This is a genomic window from Streptomyces sp. KL116D (genome assembly GCF_030766975.1).
Taxonomy (GTDB): Bacteria; Actinomycetota; Actinomycetes; order Streptomycetales; family Streptomycetaceae; genus Streptomyces; species Streptomyces longispororuber_A.
Genome location: NZ_JASERH010000079.1, coordinates 34,233 through 48,049, shown reverse-complemented (window position 1 = coordinate 48,049; position 13,817 = coordinate 34,233). Strand labels below are relative to the sequence as shown.

Sequence of the window (13,817 nt, the reverse complement as noted above, 5' to 3'; positions counted from 1 at the left end):
CGGCCCTCGGTCGTCCGTACTCGGTCGTCCGTACCGGTCGTCCGTACCGGCCGTCCGTCCGGATCGTCCGCGCTCAGGCCCTCTCCCGCGGGCGCCACGTCCCGCAACAGCTGCCCGAACGCCGCCTCGTCCACCACCGGCGTCCTGAACTGCTTCTGCCTTCACGCCGCTCGACGTGCACGAGTCGGGGTCGTTGGGTCACGAGCAGGCTCGTCAGCCGCGACAGGCTGCGTCGCCACGTGCAGCCCCGCCTCGACGGCCCTGGTCCTCCAGCAACTCCCTGCTCCACGGACGTGTCGCCGGAGAAGGCGACCCGCATGCCCTGCTTGAGCGGTTTGCCCGGTCTGTAACGGCCGGGGTTCGGGTACGGGCAGGCGGGCCGCTTGCGCGAGGGGCGCCAGGGACCCGGCCCCGCCGCCGGTACGACGACTGCGGCTGGCGCGGCACCGCCCCTGATGCGCCGTCGGTCCACTCGGTGAGCGGCCTGCACTCCAGGAGCGGCAGCCGCACATTACGCCGCCGCGGCCGCGCGCAGGCTCGGGCGGAACGCCTCCGCGAGCACGCGTGCGTCGTCCAGCGCGTGGTGCGCGCGCTCCTGCACGACCCCGAAGTGCGCGCGAGCGACTCCAGCTTGTGGTTGGGCAGCGGCAGGCCCAGCTCCTTGGAGAGTGCGATGGTGCACAGCCGCTGGCGGACCGGGGCGATGCGCTGCGCGCGGGCGTACTCACGGGCGATCATCGACCAGTCGAAGACCGCGTTGTGCGCGACCAGGGACGCGGCCGTCGAGGACGCGCGGCGAACTCCTCGGCGATCTCCGGGAACAGCGGCGCCCCTTCGAGCACGTCCGTCGCCAGGCCGTGGATCCACACCGGGCCGGGATCGCGCTCCGCTGACCAGCGTGTACCAGTGGTCCTGGACCTCGCCCCTGCGCGTCGAGCCGGTAGACGGCAGCGGAGATTATCCGGTCGTCCCTGGAGAGGCCGGTGGTCTCCACGTCGACGACCGCGTATCCCTGCGGGTACGCGATCGGCCAGGGGGCTGCGGACGCTGGCGTCGGGCGGTCTTCGAGCATGGTCCCTGAGGATACGGGCCGTCACTGACACTCTCGGTCGCCGCCCGCCCTCGACCGCCCGTCCGGGTCAAGTGCCCGGTTCCAGGAGTGACTTGACCAGCGCGCGCACGGACAGGGTGAAGAGCCGGTCGGGATCGACCGGTCCGGCGAGCGCGGGCCAGCGCCGCGTCGTCCTCGGCGGTCGCGGCGTCCCACAGCTCCTCCTCGCCCGGCCGCTACCGTGAGCCCTGCTCATGATTCCGCCTCGATCAGGACAAATCCGACGACCTGGAACTGCACCGCCCGGACGGCCTCGGCGGCGCGGGGCGCCCTGCAGTCCGGCCGCGTGCACCTCGTGCACCAGCGTGCGCTGCGCGGGCAGGGAACATCCGCTCGGTCAGGCCGCGCTCGTGCACCATCGCCACCAGATGCGGATGGGCGCGCAGCTGCCGGCGCAGCGCCCGCGCGACGGAGACGATCCGCTCGGCCGGGCCGGCGCCGCGCGCACGGATCGCGCCGAGGTCGGCGACGGTGCGCTCCACGAGGCGTCGAGCAGGGACTCGCGATTGCCGACGTGCCAGTAGATCGAGGTGACCGCCGTGCCCAGCTCGGCGGCGAGCTATGCGCCTGGTCGGCGCCTCGGGGCCGTGCTGCTTGACCAGCTCCGCGGCGGTCGCGAGCACCTCGTCCCGGGTGAGCGGTCGCGTGCCATCTTCCTCGCCCCTCGACGACCGGTCGCCGACTCCGTACGTGCACGTGTCTTTCTACCCTTCATCGACGTCGGTGTAACTGTGTTACAGGCGCCTCGCGAACGACCTCCTGGAAAGCCATCACCGGTTTCGAGAAGGGCGGCACGACATGGCACGCGTACGGTACGGAGCGCGCACCGAGGCGGAGATCACCGCCGCGCGCACAGCGAGCAGCAAGCTCCCCGACATCTGGTCCACCGGCGTGGTCGCCGTGTGGGAGTCCGACCCGACGCGGTGGCCGCGGCGCTCCCGCCGCCGCTCATGCCCACCGCCCGCCCCTGGTGCGGGCCAACATCAGCAAGGTCGACCTGCCGGGCTGCTGCTGGGTGCCGGGTCCGTGGCCGTCGCCGCCGAGCACGGGGAGTGGCCGGCTGGTATCCGCTCGTCATGCCGATGACGCACGAGCGGGCTGATCGGCGGCCGTGAGGTCTTCGGCGAGCCCAAGAAGCTCGGCGAGGTCACCGTCGAGCGCGACGGGCTCGTGGTGCGGGCCGCGCTCGCCCGGCACGGCATCGCGTTCGTGGAGGTGCGCGGCGCGGTCGGCGGCAGCCTGCCGCTGCGAACCGACGCAGAAGACGGACTTCGCCTAAGTTCCTGCCGGCCGTGGACGGGTCGGGCTTCGACGCGGACCCGGTCCTCGTGCACCTGCGCAACGAGAAGGTCAGGAAGCTGGAGGCGGTCACCGGCGACGTCGTCCTGCGCGAGTCGATGTACGACCCGTCGCCGACCCTGCCCGTGCGCACCTGGTCGAGATCACCATCGGCGAGAAGACCACCGACCAGAAGGGCCGGGTCGCCGGCGGGTCAGCGCCCAGGCCCTCTCCCGTACATCCACCAGCGCTGACGACCCCAGCAGATCCTCGACGGCCGCCCGAGAGCGTGTGACATGGAGCTGACGGAGGGACAGGTCGCGCGTCGTCACGGGCGCGGCGAGCGGCATCGGGCTCGCGAGTGGCCCGGCGGTTCGCCGCCGGTGGCCTCAAGGTGGTCCTCGCCGACGTCGAGAAGGGCGCCCCTGGAGGCCGCGGCCGCGGCTGCGGGCGGATCGGGGCGACCGTGCACGCGCGCGTGAGTCGACGTCGGCGAGCGCGGCAGGTCATGGCGCTCGCCGAGGGACACGCTACGCCACGTTCGGCGCGTGCCACGTGCTGTGCAGCTAACGCGGGCGTCGGCTCCGGCGCCGAGGGCCGCATGTGGGAGCTGCATCAACGACTGAAGTGGGCGTTCGACGTCAACGTGTGGGGCGTCTTCCACGGCGTCCAGAGCGTTCGTACCGCGCATGATCGCGGGCGGCGAGGCCGGCCACGTCGTCAACACGTCCTCCGGGGACGGCGGCATCGCCCGCTGCCGACGGCCTCCGCTGCGCTGCGCAGGCGGCCGTGGTCGCGATGACGGAGTCGCTGTGACGCCCATCTGAAGGCGGGAGCACGCGCGTGACGCCTCAGTCCTCTTCGGGCCCCCACATGCTGCGCACCGGCCTGTGGGGTCGCACCGCAACCGGCCCGACCGGTTCGCCAAGGGCGCCCCGCAGGACGCCGTACCGCAGCCTCGACCAGTGGAGGCCGCCATGAAGGCGGCGGGCGGAGGTCGAGTTACGCCCGTGGAGCAGGTGGCCGAGCTCGTCGCCGACGGCATCGCGGCCGACCGGTTCTGGCGCTTCCCGGAGAGCGAGCATAGCGACCGGCAGATCAGGGCGCGCTCGCAGTCGATGCTGGACCGGGCGAACCCGGCCTACCTGGAGAGCTTCATTCTCGACCGACTCCCCGAGGGGGTACGCACGATGAGCAACCAGGACCCGTACCTGATCATCTCCTCGACTGCCACGCCGGACTGCCCACCGAGGAGTACCGGCCCTATCTGGACAGCCGTTTCCATCGCGCCTTCGACCAGTTCCTCGGCAGAGCGACAAGCGCCGTGAGAGGCGACGCGGCTCGGCATCCGCAACGGCGCCTTCGCCGCGAAGTGGTTCGCCGACAACGAGGAGGGACTGCGCGGCGGCTGGGACGCCGCGCAGCGCCTCAAGGCTCGACGGCGACGGCGTGGCCGCCGAGGTCGTCTTCCCGGCGCGGACGCCGTGGACGAGTCAGGGCGGCGGCGCCGTTCGGTGTCGAGGCTCGGCCTCTCCGGTGACCAGGACCCCGAGCTCGGCATGGCCGGCGCCCAGGCGCACAACCGCTGGCTCGCCGAGTTCGTGCAGAACCCCGAACGGCACTGTGGTGTCGCCCTGTTGCCGATCACGGCCGATCCGGACAAGGTCGTCGCCGAAGTGCACGCGCGCCAAGGAGTCGGGGCTCGGCGCCCTGATGATGCCCCGTCGATGTGGGTCGACAAGGACCCGTACCACGCACGTCGTTACGACCCTGACGGGCGGCGGCCGCCGATGCGATGCCTGTGGTGACGCATTCCGGGGGCGGCGCTGCGCCACGAGTACGGCGACCACCTCGGCATCTACGTAAGTGAAGCGACCTGGTGGCCCGCCCGCCCCTTTGTGGTTCATGTTGTGGTCGGGGCGTCTTCGAGCGCATCCGGGGCTGAGTTCGGCGTCGCCGAGCCGGGCTGCTGGGTGGCTGCCCAACCTGCTGTGGTCCGGGCGGACCGTCTTCTACCTGGGCGCCCACGGCGGCAAGAAGCTCTCCCCGTTCGCCGAGCTGAAGCGCCCGCCGCACGGTACCTCGACCGGCAGATCTTCGTCTGCGCCACCAACACCAAGCGCCGCGAACTCGCCCAGCGCTACGAGATCGGCGTCGACAACATCCTGTGGGGCAGCGACTTCCTGCACCCCGAGGGGACGTGGCCCGACACGCGCGCGCTGGCTGAAGAAGACCTTCCCACGACATCCCGGTGGCGGAGACCCGCCGCATGCTGGGCCTGGCCGCGGCCGAGGGTGTTCGGCTTCGACACCGGGAAACTCGCCCGCTCGCGCAGCGCGTCGGTCCGACCCCGGCCGACCTCGGCCAGGACGCCGACCAGAGCGCCGTGGAAGCGTCCTGGGCGCGCTCGCGCGAGGTGGGCCGGCACTGGCTGACCGACCGACTTCCCGACGCTTGGGTGACTCCATGACCGCACCTGAAGAGCGCTACACGGTCATCTCCGCGGACTGCCACGCGGGCGCCGACCTCCTCGACTACAAGCCCTACTTGGGTCCGGGCACCACGACGCGTTCTGACGCGTGGGCGGCCACGTACGTGAACCCGTACGAGGACCTCCTCGCCGACACCGCCGACCGCAACTGGAACTCCGACCGGCGCATCGCCGAGCTGGAGCGGGACGGCATCGTCGCCGAGGTCGTCTTCCCCAACACCATCCCGCCGTTCTTCCCGTCGGCCTCGCTGATGGCTCCCGCGCCCAGCCGCGAGGAGTTCGAGCAGCGCTGGGCCGGGCTGCGGGCCCACAACCGGTGGCTCGCGGACTTCTGCGCCGCCGCCCCGGGACGCAGGGCGGGCGTGTTCCAGATCCTCCTCAACGACGTCGACGAGGCGGTCAAGGAGATCCGCTGGGCGGCCGGGGCGGGCCTGAAGGGCGGCCTGCTGCTCCCCGGCACCCCGCCCGGCTCCGGCCTCCCCTGAGCTCTACTCCGCCGCGTACGACCCGATCTGGCGGGTCTGCGCCGAACTCCGGCGTGCCGGTCAACCACCACGCGGGCTCGGCGTCCCCGCCGCTCGGCGACGAACCGGCGGCCCGCGCCGTCTTCATGGTCGAGACGACGTGGTTCTCGCACCGCGCCCTGTGGCACCTCGTCTTCGGCGGCGCCTTCCGCAGCACCCGGACCTGAAGCTGGTCCTCACCGAGCAGGGCTCGGGCTGGATCCCCGGCGTCCTGGACATGCTGGACTACTACCACGGGCGCCTGGTGGCCGCCGCGACGAAGGCGACGGCCTCGACGGCGCAGACCGCCGAGTCCAAGTTCGGCGCGGGGCTCGCCGAGTCGATGGGCAAGGGCCCCTCCACCGTGTGGCGCGAGAACTGCTACGTGGGCGCGAGCTTCATGCGCCCGCACGAAGTGCCGCTGCGTGACCGGATCGGCCTCGACAAGATCATGTGGGGCAGCGACTACCCGCACGACGAAGGCACCTACCCGTACACGCGCGAGGGCCTGCGCATCGCGTACGCGGGGCTGCCGCGCGAGGAGATCGCCGCGATGGTCGGCGGCAACACCGCCCGGGTCTACGGCTTCGACCTCGACCTCCTCGACCCGATCGCGGCCCGCGTCGGCCCGACCGTCGCCGAACTCGACGAGCCGCTCAAGGAGCCGCCCGCGGACGCGACCAGTCCGGTGTTCGCGACGGGAGGGTCGGTACGGGTCTGGTGACGCGACGGCTGCCATGCTCGCCCCGTGACCGAACCCACCCGTGAGAACACCCACGACGAGGCCCACGGCGGCGGGCTCGGCGCGCGGCTGAACTGGCTGCGCGCCGCCGTCCTCGGCGCCAACGACGGCGTGGTCTCCACCGCGGGCCTCGTCGTCGGTGTCGCCGGGGGCCACCGACGACCGCTCCGCCCTGCTGACGGCCGGACTGGCGGCTGCTCGCCGGATCGATGTCCATGGCCGCGGGCGAGTACGTGTCCGTGTCCACGCAGCGCGACTCCGAGAAGGCCGCGCTCGCCGCCGAGCGCCGGGAGCTTGCAGCGGATCCCGAGGCCGAACTCCGGGAACTCACCGGCCTGTTGGAGCAGCGCGGCCTCAGCCGCGAGGTCGCCAGGAGGCCGCCGAGCAGCTCACCGCGCGCGACGCCCTGCGCGCCCACGCGCGCGTGGAGCTCGGGATCGACCCCGACGCCCTCTACCAACCCCCTGGCACGCGGCGTGGGCCAGCTTCCTCGCCTTCACGGCGGGCGCCCTGCTGCCGCTGCTCGCCATCGTCCTGCCGCCCACCGGCCTGCGCCTCCCGGTCACGGTCGGCTCGGTCCTGGTGGCGCTCGCGTTCACGGGCTGGGCCAGCGCCCGCACGGGCAGCTCCGCCGTCCGCCCCGCGATGCTCCGGAACGTGGGCGGGGGAGCACTGGCGATGGCCGTCACGTACGCGGCGGGGTCGTTGCTGGGGGCTGCGGGTGTCTGACGCCTACCGCCGGTAATACTTGTCGGTAACAACCCCTAGCCGACGCCCGTCACCTGCCCTTACCGTGCTCGCATGTCGTCGCCGAACCTGCCCGATGTCGTGCTGTGGTCGATACCCGCCTTCGTGCTGCTCACGGTCATCGAGATCGTGTCCGTACGCATCCATCCCGACGAGGACGATGCCGGGTACGAGGCCAAGGGACGCGACGACCAGCATCACCATGGGGCTCGGGAGCCTCTTCTTCGACTTCCTGTGGAAGATCCCGATCGTCGCGATCTACACGGCGGTCTACGAACTGACGCCGCTGCGCGTGCCCGTGCTGTGGTGGACGATCCCGCTGATGCTGCTCGGCCAGGACTTCTTCTACTACTGGTCGCACCGCGTGCCACGTCATCCACATCCTGTGGGCCTGCCACGTGGTGCACCACTCCAGCCGTAAGTTCAACCTCTCCACCGCGCTGCGCCAGCCCTGGACGAGCCTCACCTCGTGGCCGTTCTACCTGCCCCGCTGATCGCGTGCGGCGTGCACCCGGCGGCGCTCGCGTTCTGCTCGTCAGGTCAACCTCGTGTACCGGTTCTGGATCCACACCGAGCGCATCGACAAAGCTGCCCAGGCCGCTGGAGTTCGTCTTCAACACGCCCTCCACCACCTGGGTCTTGCCACGCCTCCAGGGCGGCTACCTGGACCAGAACTCCGGCGGGGATCCTGATCGTGTGGGACCCGGCTCTTCGGCTCGTGGGCGGCCGAGGTCGAGCAGCGCGTCTTCGGACTCACCAAGAACATCACCACCTACAACCCGCTGCGCGTGGCCACCACAGGTGCGCGCCGCTAGGGGACCTGAAGACGGCCGACAGTTGGGGCGAGCGGGCCGGACGAGTCTTCCAGGGCCCTGGCTGGCGGCAGCCCGGCCCGGGAGGCGCGCCGCAGGACGAGCAGAAGGCCGCGAGAAGGCGGACGAGACGGCCGGCGAGACGGGTGCCGCGGAACGGCCCGGCGAAGGTTGCCGGGGGCGCCGCGTGAACCTCCCCGCGTCCTGCGCACCGCCTTCCTCGCCCTGTGCGCCGCCGACCTTGTCGCTGCTGGCCGGCGTCGACGTCGCGCACACCGTCCTCAAGCCGCTGCTGATGCCCGCCCTCCTCGCGTACGCCGTCGCGGCGGCGGACCAGCTCTGTGCGGCGCCCTGCTGTTCCAGGTGGGGGCGGCGACGTCCTGCTCCCTCTTCGACCAGGACGCCGCGTTTCCTCGCCCGGAATGGGCACTTCGCCGCCGGGTACGTCTGCTATCTGGTCCTCTTCCGACGTCAGGGGACGCCGCTCCCGCGCGGCTCGATGCTCGGCGTCGTGCCGTGGTGCTCGCTCGACCGTCGCCTCGCTCTGGCCGGACCTGCCGGCCGCGCATGCGGTGCCGGTCGCCGTCTGGCGATGCTGCTGACCTGCATGGCGTTCGGGGCGGCCCGGCTCGGCCCGGTGGCGAGCGTCGGCGGCGCGCTCTTTCCTGTCTCCGGCTCGCTCATCGCCATGGGCGTCGCCGACTGGCCAGCGCTGCCGCAGTCCGACTTCTGGGTGATGCTCACCTACGTGGCGGCGCGGTTCCTGCTGGTGCGGGCGCGCCCTCGAGCGGGGCGCCCTGGGCGGCGTGCCGTGACATGCGCGCCGAAACCCGGCGCAAGCCCTCTCTGAGCAACACCTGAGAAACACCCGCATGCGCGCCACCACCATCCACGCCCGATTCGACACGCGGGTGGAGGATCGTCCCGACCCGCTCGTCGTCCTGCCCACGGACGCCGTCGTGCGCGTCCTGCGCGTGCGTCTGCGGCAGCGACCTGTGAGCCCTACCGGGGCGAGCCAAGCGCGAGCCCAGCCAGCGCATCGGGCACGGTTCCTCGGCTCGTCGAGGAGACCGGCTCCGAGGTGACCGGCGTCCGGCGCGGCGACCTGGTGGTCGCTCGTGGTCGGACGGCGTGTGCGACTACTGCCGCGGGCCTCACCACGTCCTGCGAGCACGGCGGCTTCTGGGGCTCGGTCGGCTACGACGGCGGGGCAGGGGGCGAGGCCGTGCGCGTCCAGCACGCCGACGGCACGCTCGTGCAGCTGCCGGCCGACGCCGCGTCCGACGACCTGCTGTCCGCCCTGCTGACGCTCTCCGACGTCATGGGCACGCGGCCACCACGCGGCCCTCGGCGCGGGCGTGCGCCCGGGCTCGACCGTCGCCGTCGTGGGCGACGGCGCGGGTGAGCTGTGCGGCGTCCTCGCGGCCAAGCGGCTCGGCGCCGAGCGGATCATCGCGCTCGGCCGCCGCAGGCCCGTACCGACATCGCCCGCCGCTTCGGCGCCACGGACGTCGTCGCCGAGCGCGGCGACGCGGCCGTACAGGCGATCCGCGCCCTCACCAAAGGCCAGGGCGCGCACGCCCTGATCGAGGCCGTCGGCACCGAGCAGTCCATGAAGACCGCGGTCGACATCACCCGGGACGGCGGCGCCATCGGCTTCGTCGGCGTCCCGCACGGCAGCTGGCACCGGCCTCGACCTGGGCGTCATGTTCGACCGGAACATCGCGCTGCGCGGCGGCGTCGCCCCGATGCGCACCTACATCCCGAGCTGCTGCCCGACGTCCTGGACGGCACCATCGACCCGCTCGCCCGTCTTCGACGACTGACGGTCGGCATCGAGGGCGTGCCCGGCGGCACAAGGCGATGGACGAGCGCACCGCCCTGAAGGTCCTCGTCACCAGCGACGGCGGGCCCGGGCCACATCACCGGCGGATCGGCAGCGGCAGCGCCGTCAGCACCGCCGACACCGCCACCACGACGCGGGACCACGACCTCCGCGCGCGAGGCGCGTGCGGCCGTACGGTCCCGGGCCGCGCAGCCGGAACCTGGCGGCGAGGGCGAGCGCTGCGACGACCGCCACGAGGCACCTTCGCCAGCAGCGTGCGCCCGCAGGCGGTCGTCGTCAGCTGGTCGAGGACCGTGCCCGGCGGCATCCGGCGCAGCGTGCTGCACACCCCGTCGCGGTGATCGCGGCGAGCAGCACCGCGAGCCACGCGCGCGTAGCGGCCGAGCAGCGCCGTGCCCGCCTCGAGCGCGGTCCGCCGCCACTGGCGCAGGGCGCGCAGCACGTACAGCAGATCCGCCCGCCCCGGCGCGGCGCACGTCAGATATGGACGAGGGTGAGCCCCGACCCGACGAGCGCGGTGTCCTCGGCCGGCGGATGGGCGCGCAGCGCCTCCGCGACGACCACGGCCGCCAGCGGCGCAGGGCGGTGTCCGGGCGGCGCGAGCGGGCGCTACAGGGCCGCCACCAGGAAGGCGTTGACCTCCAGGAGGGCGAGGGTGCCGTCGCGCGTCCCGTAGAGAGGCCGCCGATGTCGAGGTCGCCGACGCCGTGCGGGATCAGGTTCCCCGCGCCACCACGGAGGCCAGGCCGAGGGCCGCCACGAAACCCACCCGTGCGCGTACGGCGACCAGGTGCGCGCACCGCCTGAGCCGGCCACCCGGCGGGCGAGGAACCCGGCGAACGCCTCGCCCAGCTGCACGCAGCGCCGCGAACGCACCGTCCGCAGCAGCGCCCGATCCGCTGACGCATGGGCGCCGCGGCCTCGCGTGCCGTCGAGCGCCGCCCAGCGGCGAACATCGGGACGAAGGTCGCGGCGGCGACGAGCACGACGGCGGCGACGGCGCGCCCGGCGCCGACAGGGTCTGCGGCCAGCGCGCGGCGTCGCGCCGGCGCCGCGGGCATGTCGGTGGTGGGTGGTATCGAGCTCACCACTGGATCTTCACCAGTGGGCGCAGGCCGGTGGCAGTGCAGAGGAACAACTGGCGCAAAGCCGTCCGATCGCTCGGTGCTCAGCGCCACGCCGCCTCGTCCGTGCCCCCACACCCCCGGCGGCTGCAGCCGGTGGTGGCCGCCGTCGAACGACACCGGCAGCGGCGTGCCGCAGCGCCCACACGTCGGCTGTCGACTAGAGCGCCCGCCCGCCGCGAGGTCGCCGCTCGCTCACCCGGCCGTCAGCCACCCGGCCGTCTGCGCCAGCGCGAACCGCAGCACGCGAACCGCCCCGCGTCGCCTGCTCGGTGAGCGAGCGCAGCACCGCCGCCGCGATCAGGTACCAGCGTGCCGTGGTCGAGGGCCTGCGCGGGCAGCGCGCCCGGCGCGGCCGGCGACCCCTCGATCGCGGCGATGCCCGACGCCACCTGCACCGGACTGTCGAAGCCGCGCCGCTGCCCGCCCGGCCGTACGCGCCCCACGCCGACCACTGCGCCACCACGACCCTGGACGCCGCTCCCACGAGCGCTCTCGGCGCAGGGCCCAGCGGGTACCGGTCGAGGGCGCCCGGCCGGTAGCCCGTGACCACCACGTCGGCCCCGGCAGAGCAGTTCCCTGAAGGTGCGCCGGTCGACGCCGTCCGTCGGATCGACGCTCGCGTCGACCGCCCCAGACCGCGCCCATGGCGTGCGCGTCCGTCCTCCGGCAACTGCGGCGCGTCCACCGCAGCACGTCCGCGCCGAGCAGCGCGAGCGTCCGCGTGGCGACCGGACCCGCGACCCGCGGTCAGGTCAGGACCCGCACCGGCCGCGCCACCGAGCGCGCGGGTCGCCATCGCCCACCGACTCCCGGGTCAGCAGCGGCCGTTGCGCGACCGCCGCGCCCTGCGGATGCGCCGCCCACTGCGCGGGCGTGCGCAGCGCCACGGCCAGCCCGCCGGCCGCGTGCACCGTCTCCCTCGACCTCGTACGCCGACCGCCCGGCGAGCAGCGCCGCCACACCTCGTCCACCGTCGCGTCGTCGCCGACGCCGAGCGCCGTGCGCAGCCGCGCGCGCGGTGGTGCGGATAGTTCGCGTAGGGTGCGCAGCCAGCCGTCCGCGGTGCGCCAGAAGCGGGACAGGGGGCGCGAAGTTGACCGGGGCGCGCCCGTCGATGAGGTGCCGCTCACTGGTGAACGCGGGTGTCGAGGGCGGCGTCGTCGACGGTTACCGCGGGAACCGGCCGCCCGGTGCGCGCGGCGGTCCACTCCCGCGCCGGCCAGCGCGCAGGCGCCCACACAGGCGCGGGCCAGTTCGACGACAGGAAGCCGGGCGGGCAGCGCGTCCGCGCGCGTGCGGTACGCGATGCGCAGAGGGCGGGGTCGCCGCCGAGCGCCTGCCACACGGAGCGGTGTCGGGTGCGTGTGTCATGCGGGCACTATCGCCCAGCACGGGGCCGCGCACGGAGACGGGGCCGAGTGGCGTGCGCCACTCGACCCCGTCAGGGAACCCACTACTGGTCGTCGCGTCCAGCGCGTCGGCCGTACCGGAACCGTAAAGCTGTTCTTGTTCTTGCTGCCCACGCACACCGCGTCGACGGTGCCGTCGCCGTCGATGTCGTACGGGTCGGTGCACGGCGTCGCGTCAGCCTCCCCGTACCGGCAGCGCCTCGGACCTGGGCGGCCGAGGCGTGCAGGTGCGTCGACTTGATGAGCGCGGCGACACCCGCGACGTGCGGCGGCGCCATCGGCGTCGCGCGTGGCCGTACTGCGCCGCGGCAGCGTCGACAGAGATCCAGTCCGCTGGTGGCCGGCGGGGCGGGCGTCTGTACGCGGTGCTGTCGCCGCCCGGCGCCGCGATGTCGACGACGCTTTCTTGCCCCAGTTCGAGAGTACGACGCCTTGATGCCCGCTGGCGCCGGTCGCCAGAGACTGGTCACCACACCCGGCAGCTGCGACGGGATGTCGAAGCAGTCCTTGGTGTTGATCGTCCGCGTGACCGGGTTCGTGTCGTCCGGCGACGAGTCGTCGACGATCTGGTCCTGCGCGAGGTCCGTCTCGGCGTTGCCGGCCGCCGCCACGTTCACCGCGCCCTTTGCGCTCGGCGTACTGCGTGGCCCGGGTGACGGCCGTGACAGCGCCTTCTGGTCGGCGTCCGTCTTGCAGTTGAACAGCCCACGGGTCGGTGTGGTAGCTGGAGTTGGTGACGTCCACGCCGTGGTCGGCCGCCCACATGAAGCCACCAGACCACGGCCTCCGTGGCTCGCACATGCTGGGTGGCCGGCTCGTACCTTCAGGCTCGCCACCTTCACGCCCGGCGCGACACCGACGCCGACGCCGTTCTTTTCGCGGCGGCGATGGTGCCCGCCGCGTGCATGCCGTGGTCGGACTCGCCCGCCACCGGACGCCACGCGTCGTCCTTGCACCGGCACGCCGCCCAGACAGCTGGCCGACGCCTGCCGGTCGAGTTCGGCGCGATGTCCGGGTGGGTGTCGTCGACGCCGAGTCCAACGCCGACAGTCACGCCGAGCTACCGCAGCGACTTCTCGGTGGGCCCGGTCCGCCTTTGATGGCGGGCGGTCCCACCGCAACGGCTCCAGCGGGTCCTGCGCCGCTCGCCGCCGCGGCGGCGCCTCTCCGCCTCGGCGGCGGTCAGCACCTTCTCCGTGGCGATGTCGTCGCTGGACTGCGCGCCAGCGGCGCCGGTCGCGCGTGGCACCGGCCGACTCGACGCCGTGCGCGGTCAGATCGTCGTGCGAAGTCCGTTCTCGAGTGGACGACGAGGACGCTGATCTTGTCGTTTGCCGCGATGACGACGGAGCCGCCGGCCTTGCCGATCGCCTGCCGGATCCCGGCCGAATTGCCCCTGCCCGGAACGGACGTTGACGGCGTAGCTGAGCTGCGCGCGCGTCCGTGGCGACGACGCGTCGGCGGCGCCACCGCGTTCGCCATCACCGCGAGCGCCGACGCCATGGCGAGATCCCGCCGGGTGAAGGGCCCGTATGAGACGCGATTTTCATAGGTGAATCCCTTACTTCGTCACGGCCTGGAGCGCGTTGACGATGCCGTTTCCGTAGAAGCCGTTGTGCTTTGCCGGCCGCCCTCGCAGACCGCGTCGACGACCCCGTCGCCGTCACCGTCGTACGAGGCCGGGCACGTCTGCTCGTCGGCCTGCTTCTTCAGCAGCGCCTCCAGCTGACCCGGAGTCGCTTTCGGATGCC

15 protein-coding genes and 6 pseudogenes are annotated in these 13,817 nt (G+C 73.0%); 13 read left to right on the top strand and 8 right to left on the bottom strand.

The annotated features are described in order from the left end of the window. Positions 1-1,072, bottom strand: a pseudogene (locus RBJ77_RS30850) (DEDDh family exonuclease); the annotation flags it as partial. 67 nt (positions 1,073-1,139) lie between these two features. Next, positions 1,140-1,734: pseudogene (locus tag RBJ77_RS30845) on the bottom strand (TetR/AcrR family transcriptional regulator). Positions 1,735-1,909: 175 nt separating this feature from the next. On the opposite strand from RBJ77_RS30845, the gene RBJ77_RS30840 reads away from it, so the two are divergent. The 13 genes and pseudogenes from RBJ77_RS30840 (at position 1,910) to RBJ77_RS30780 (ending at position 9,569) form a co-directional block, all read left to right on the top strand. Beyond that, on the top strand, positions 1,910-2,197 hold the full coding sequence (locus RBJ77_RS30840) for a hypothetical protein (protein WP_372347980.1): 288 nt from the start codon (positions 1,910-1,912) through the stop codon (positions 2,195-2,197). Between the two features lie 12 nt (positions 2,198-2,209). Continuing rightward, positions 2,210-2,314 (top strand): annotated as a pseudogene (locus RBJ77_RS30835) (acetoacetate decarboxylase family protein); the annotation flags it as partial. Between the two features lie 89 nt (positions 2,315-2,403). Beyond that, positions 2,404-2,643 (top strand): hypothetical protein, encoded by a 240-nt coding sequence (locus RBJ77_RS30830; protein ID WP_372347979.1) that lies wholly within the window; start codon positions 2,404-2,406, stop codon positions 2,641-2,643. Positions 2,644-2,685: 42 nt separating this feature from the next. Beyond that, positions 2,686-3,555: pseudogene (locus RBJ77_RS30825) on the top strand (SDR family NAD(P)-dependent oxidoreductase); the annotation flags it as partial. A gap of 318 nt (positions 3,556-3,873) precedes the next feature. Continuing rightward, on the top strand, positions 3,874-4,197 hold the full coding sequence (locus RBJ77_RS30820) for a hypothetical protein (protein WP_372347978.1): 324 nt from the start codon (positions 3,874-3,876) through the stop codon (positions 4,195-4,197). Between the two features lie 443 nt (positions 4,198-4,640). Then, a complete protein-coding gene (locus RBJ77_RS30815) occupies positions 4,641-4,859 on the top strand; it encodes a hypothetical protein (protein WP_372347977.1) in 219 nt (72 codons plus the stop codon). Beyond that, on the top strand, positions 4,856-5,365 hold the full coding sequence (locus RBJ77_RS30810) for an amidohydrolase family protein (protein WP_372347976.1): 510 nt from the start codon (positions 4,856-4,858) through the stop codon (positions 5,363-5,365). Before RBJ77_RS30815 ends, RBJ77_RS30810 begins: the two co-directional genes overlap by 4 nt. Positions 5,366-5,390: 25 nt before the next feature. Beyond that, positions 5,391-6,107, top strand: coding sequence for an amidohydrolase family protein (locus tag RBJ77_RS30805; protein WP_372347982.1), 717 nt, complete (start codon positions 5,391-5,393; stop codon positions 6,105-6,107). Positions 6,108-6,131: 24 nt separating this feature from the next. Continuing rightward, positions 6,132-6,854 (top strand): annotated as a pseudogene (locus RBJ77_RS30800) (VIT family protein). Positions 6,855-6,926: 72 nt separating this feature from the next. Next, positions 6,927-7,875, top strand: a pseudogene (locus tag RBJ77_RS30795) (sterol desaturase family protein). Then, complete coding sequence (locus RBJ77_RS30790) at positions 7,872-8,534, top strand: lysoplasmalogenase family protein (protein WP_372347975.1); 663 nt, start codon at positions 7,872-7,874, stop codon at positions 8,532-8,534. Before RBJ77_RS30795 ends, RBJ77_RS30790 begins: the two are co-directional and overlap by 4 nt. A gap of 231 nt (positions 8,535-8,765) precedes the next feature. Then, entirely contained in the window at positions 8,766-9,089 is a 324-nt protein-coding gene (locus tag RBJ77_RS30785) for a hypothetical protein (protein WP_372347974.1), read from the top strand. Positions 9,090-9,092: 3 nt separating this feature from the next. Beyond that, positions 9,093-9,569 (top strand): zinc-binding dehydrogenase, encoded by a 477-nt coding sequence (locus tag RBJ77_RS30780; RefSeq protein WP_372347973.1) that lies wholly within the window; start codon positions 9,093-9,095, stop codon positions 9,567-9,569. 37 nt (positions 9,570-9,606) lie between these two features. On the opposite strand, the gene RBJ77_RS30775 is transcribed toward RBJ77_RS30780, so the two are convergent. The 6 genes from RBJ77_RS30775 to RBJ77_RS30750 all read right to left on the bottom strand — a co-directional run bounded on the left by RBJ77_RS30775 (position 9,607) and on the right by RBJ77_RS30750 (position 13,315). Then, positions 9,607-9,972, bottom strand: a complete 366-nt coding sequence (locus tag RBJ77_RS30775; protein ID WP_372347972.1) for a hypothetical protein — start codon at positions 9,970-9,972, stop codon at positions 9,607-9,609. Between the two features lie 167 nt (positions 9,973-10,139). Beyond that, positions 10,140-10,406 (bottom strand): hypothetical protein, encoded by a 267-nt coding sequence (locus RBJ77_RS30770; protein ID WP_372347971.1) that lies wholly within the window; start codon positions 10,404-10,406, stop codon positions 10,140-10,142. Positions 10,407-10,860: 454 nt separating this feature from the next. Further along, positions 10,861-11,109 carry a hypothetical protein gene (locus RBJ77_RS30765; RefSeq protein ID WP_372347970.1) on the bottom strand — a complete coding sequence of 83 codons (249 nt, stop codon included), beginning with the start codon at positions 11,107-11,109 and terminating at the stop codon, positions 10,861-10,863. Between the two features lie 300 nt (positions 11,110-11,409). Next, positions 11,410-12,000, bottom strand: a complete 591-nt coding sequence (locus RBJ77_RS30760) for a hypothetical protein (RefSeq protein ID WP_372347969.1) — start codon at positions 11,998-12,000, stop codon at positions 11,410-11,412. A 904-nt stretch (positions 12,001-12,904) separates the two neighbouring features. Next, positions 12,905-13,120: a S8 family serine peptidase gene (locus RBJ77_RS30755; RefSeq protein WP_372347968.1), complete on the bottom strand. Its 216-nt coding sequence runs from the start codon at positions 13,118-13,120 to the stop codon at positions 12,905-12,907. 6 nt (positions 13,121-13,126) lie between these two features. Beyond that, entirely contained in the window at positions 13,127-13,315 is a 189-nt protein-coding gene (locus RBJ77_RS30750; protein ID WP_372347967.1) for a hypothetical protein, read from the bottom strand. Between the last annotated feature and the right edge of the window lie 502 nt (positions 13,316-13,817).

What these genes read in the sequence shown, in the direction of transcription:
- RBJ77_RS30840 (WP_372347980.1), top strand. Translation starts at nt 1,910, where the DNA reads ATGGCACGCGTACGGTACGGAGCGCGCACCGAGGCGGAGATCACCGCC.
- RBJ77_RS30810 (WP_372347976.1), top strand. Translation starts at nt 4,856, where the DNA reads ATGACCGCACCTGAAGAGCGCTACACGGTCATCTCCGCGGACTGCCAC.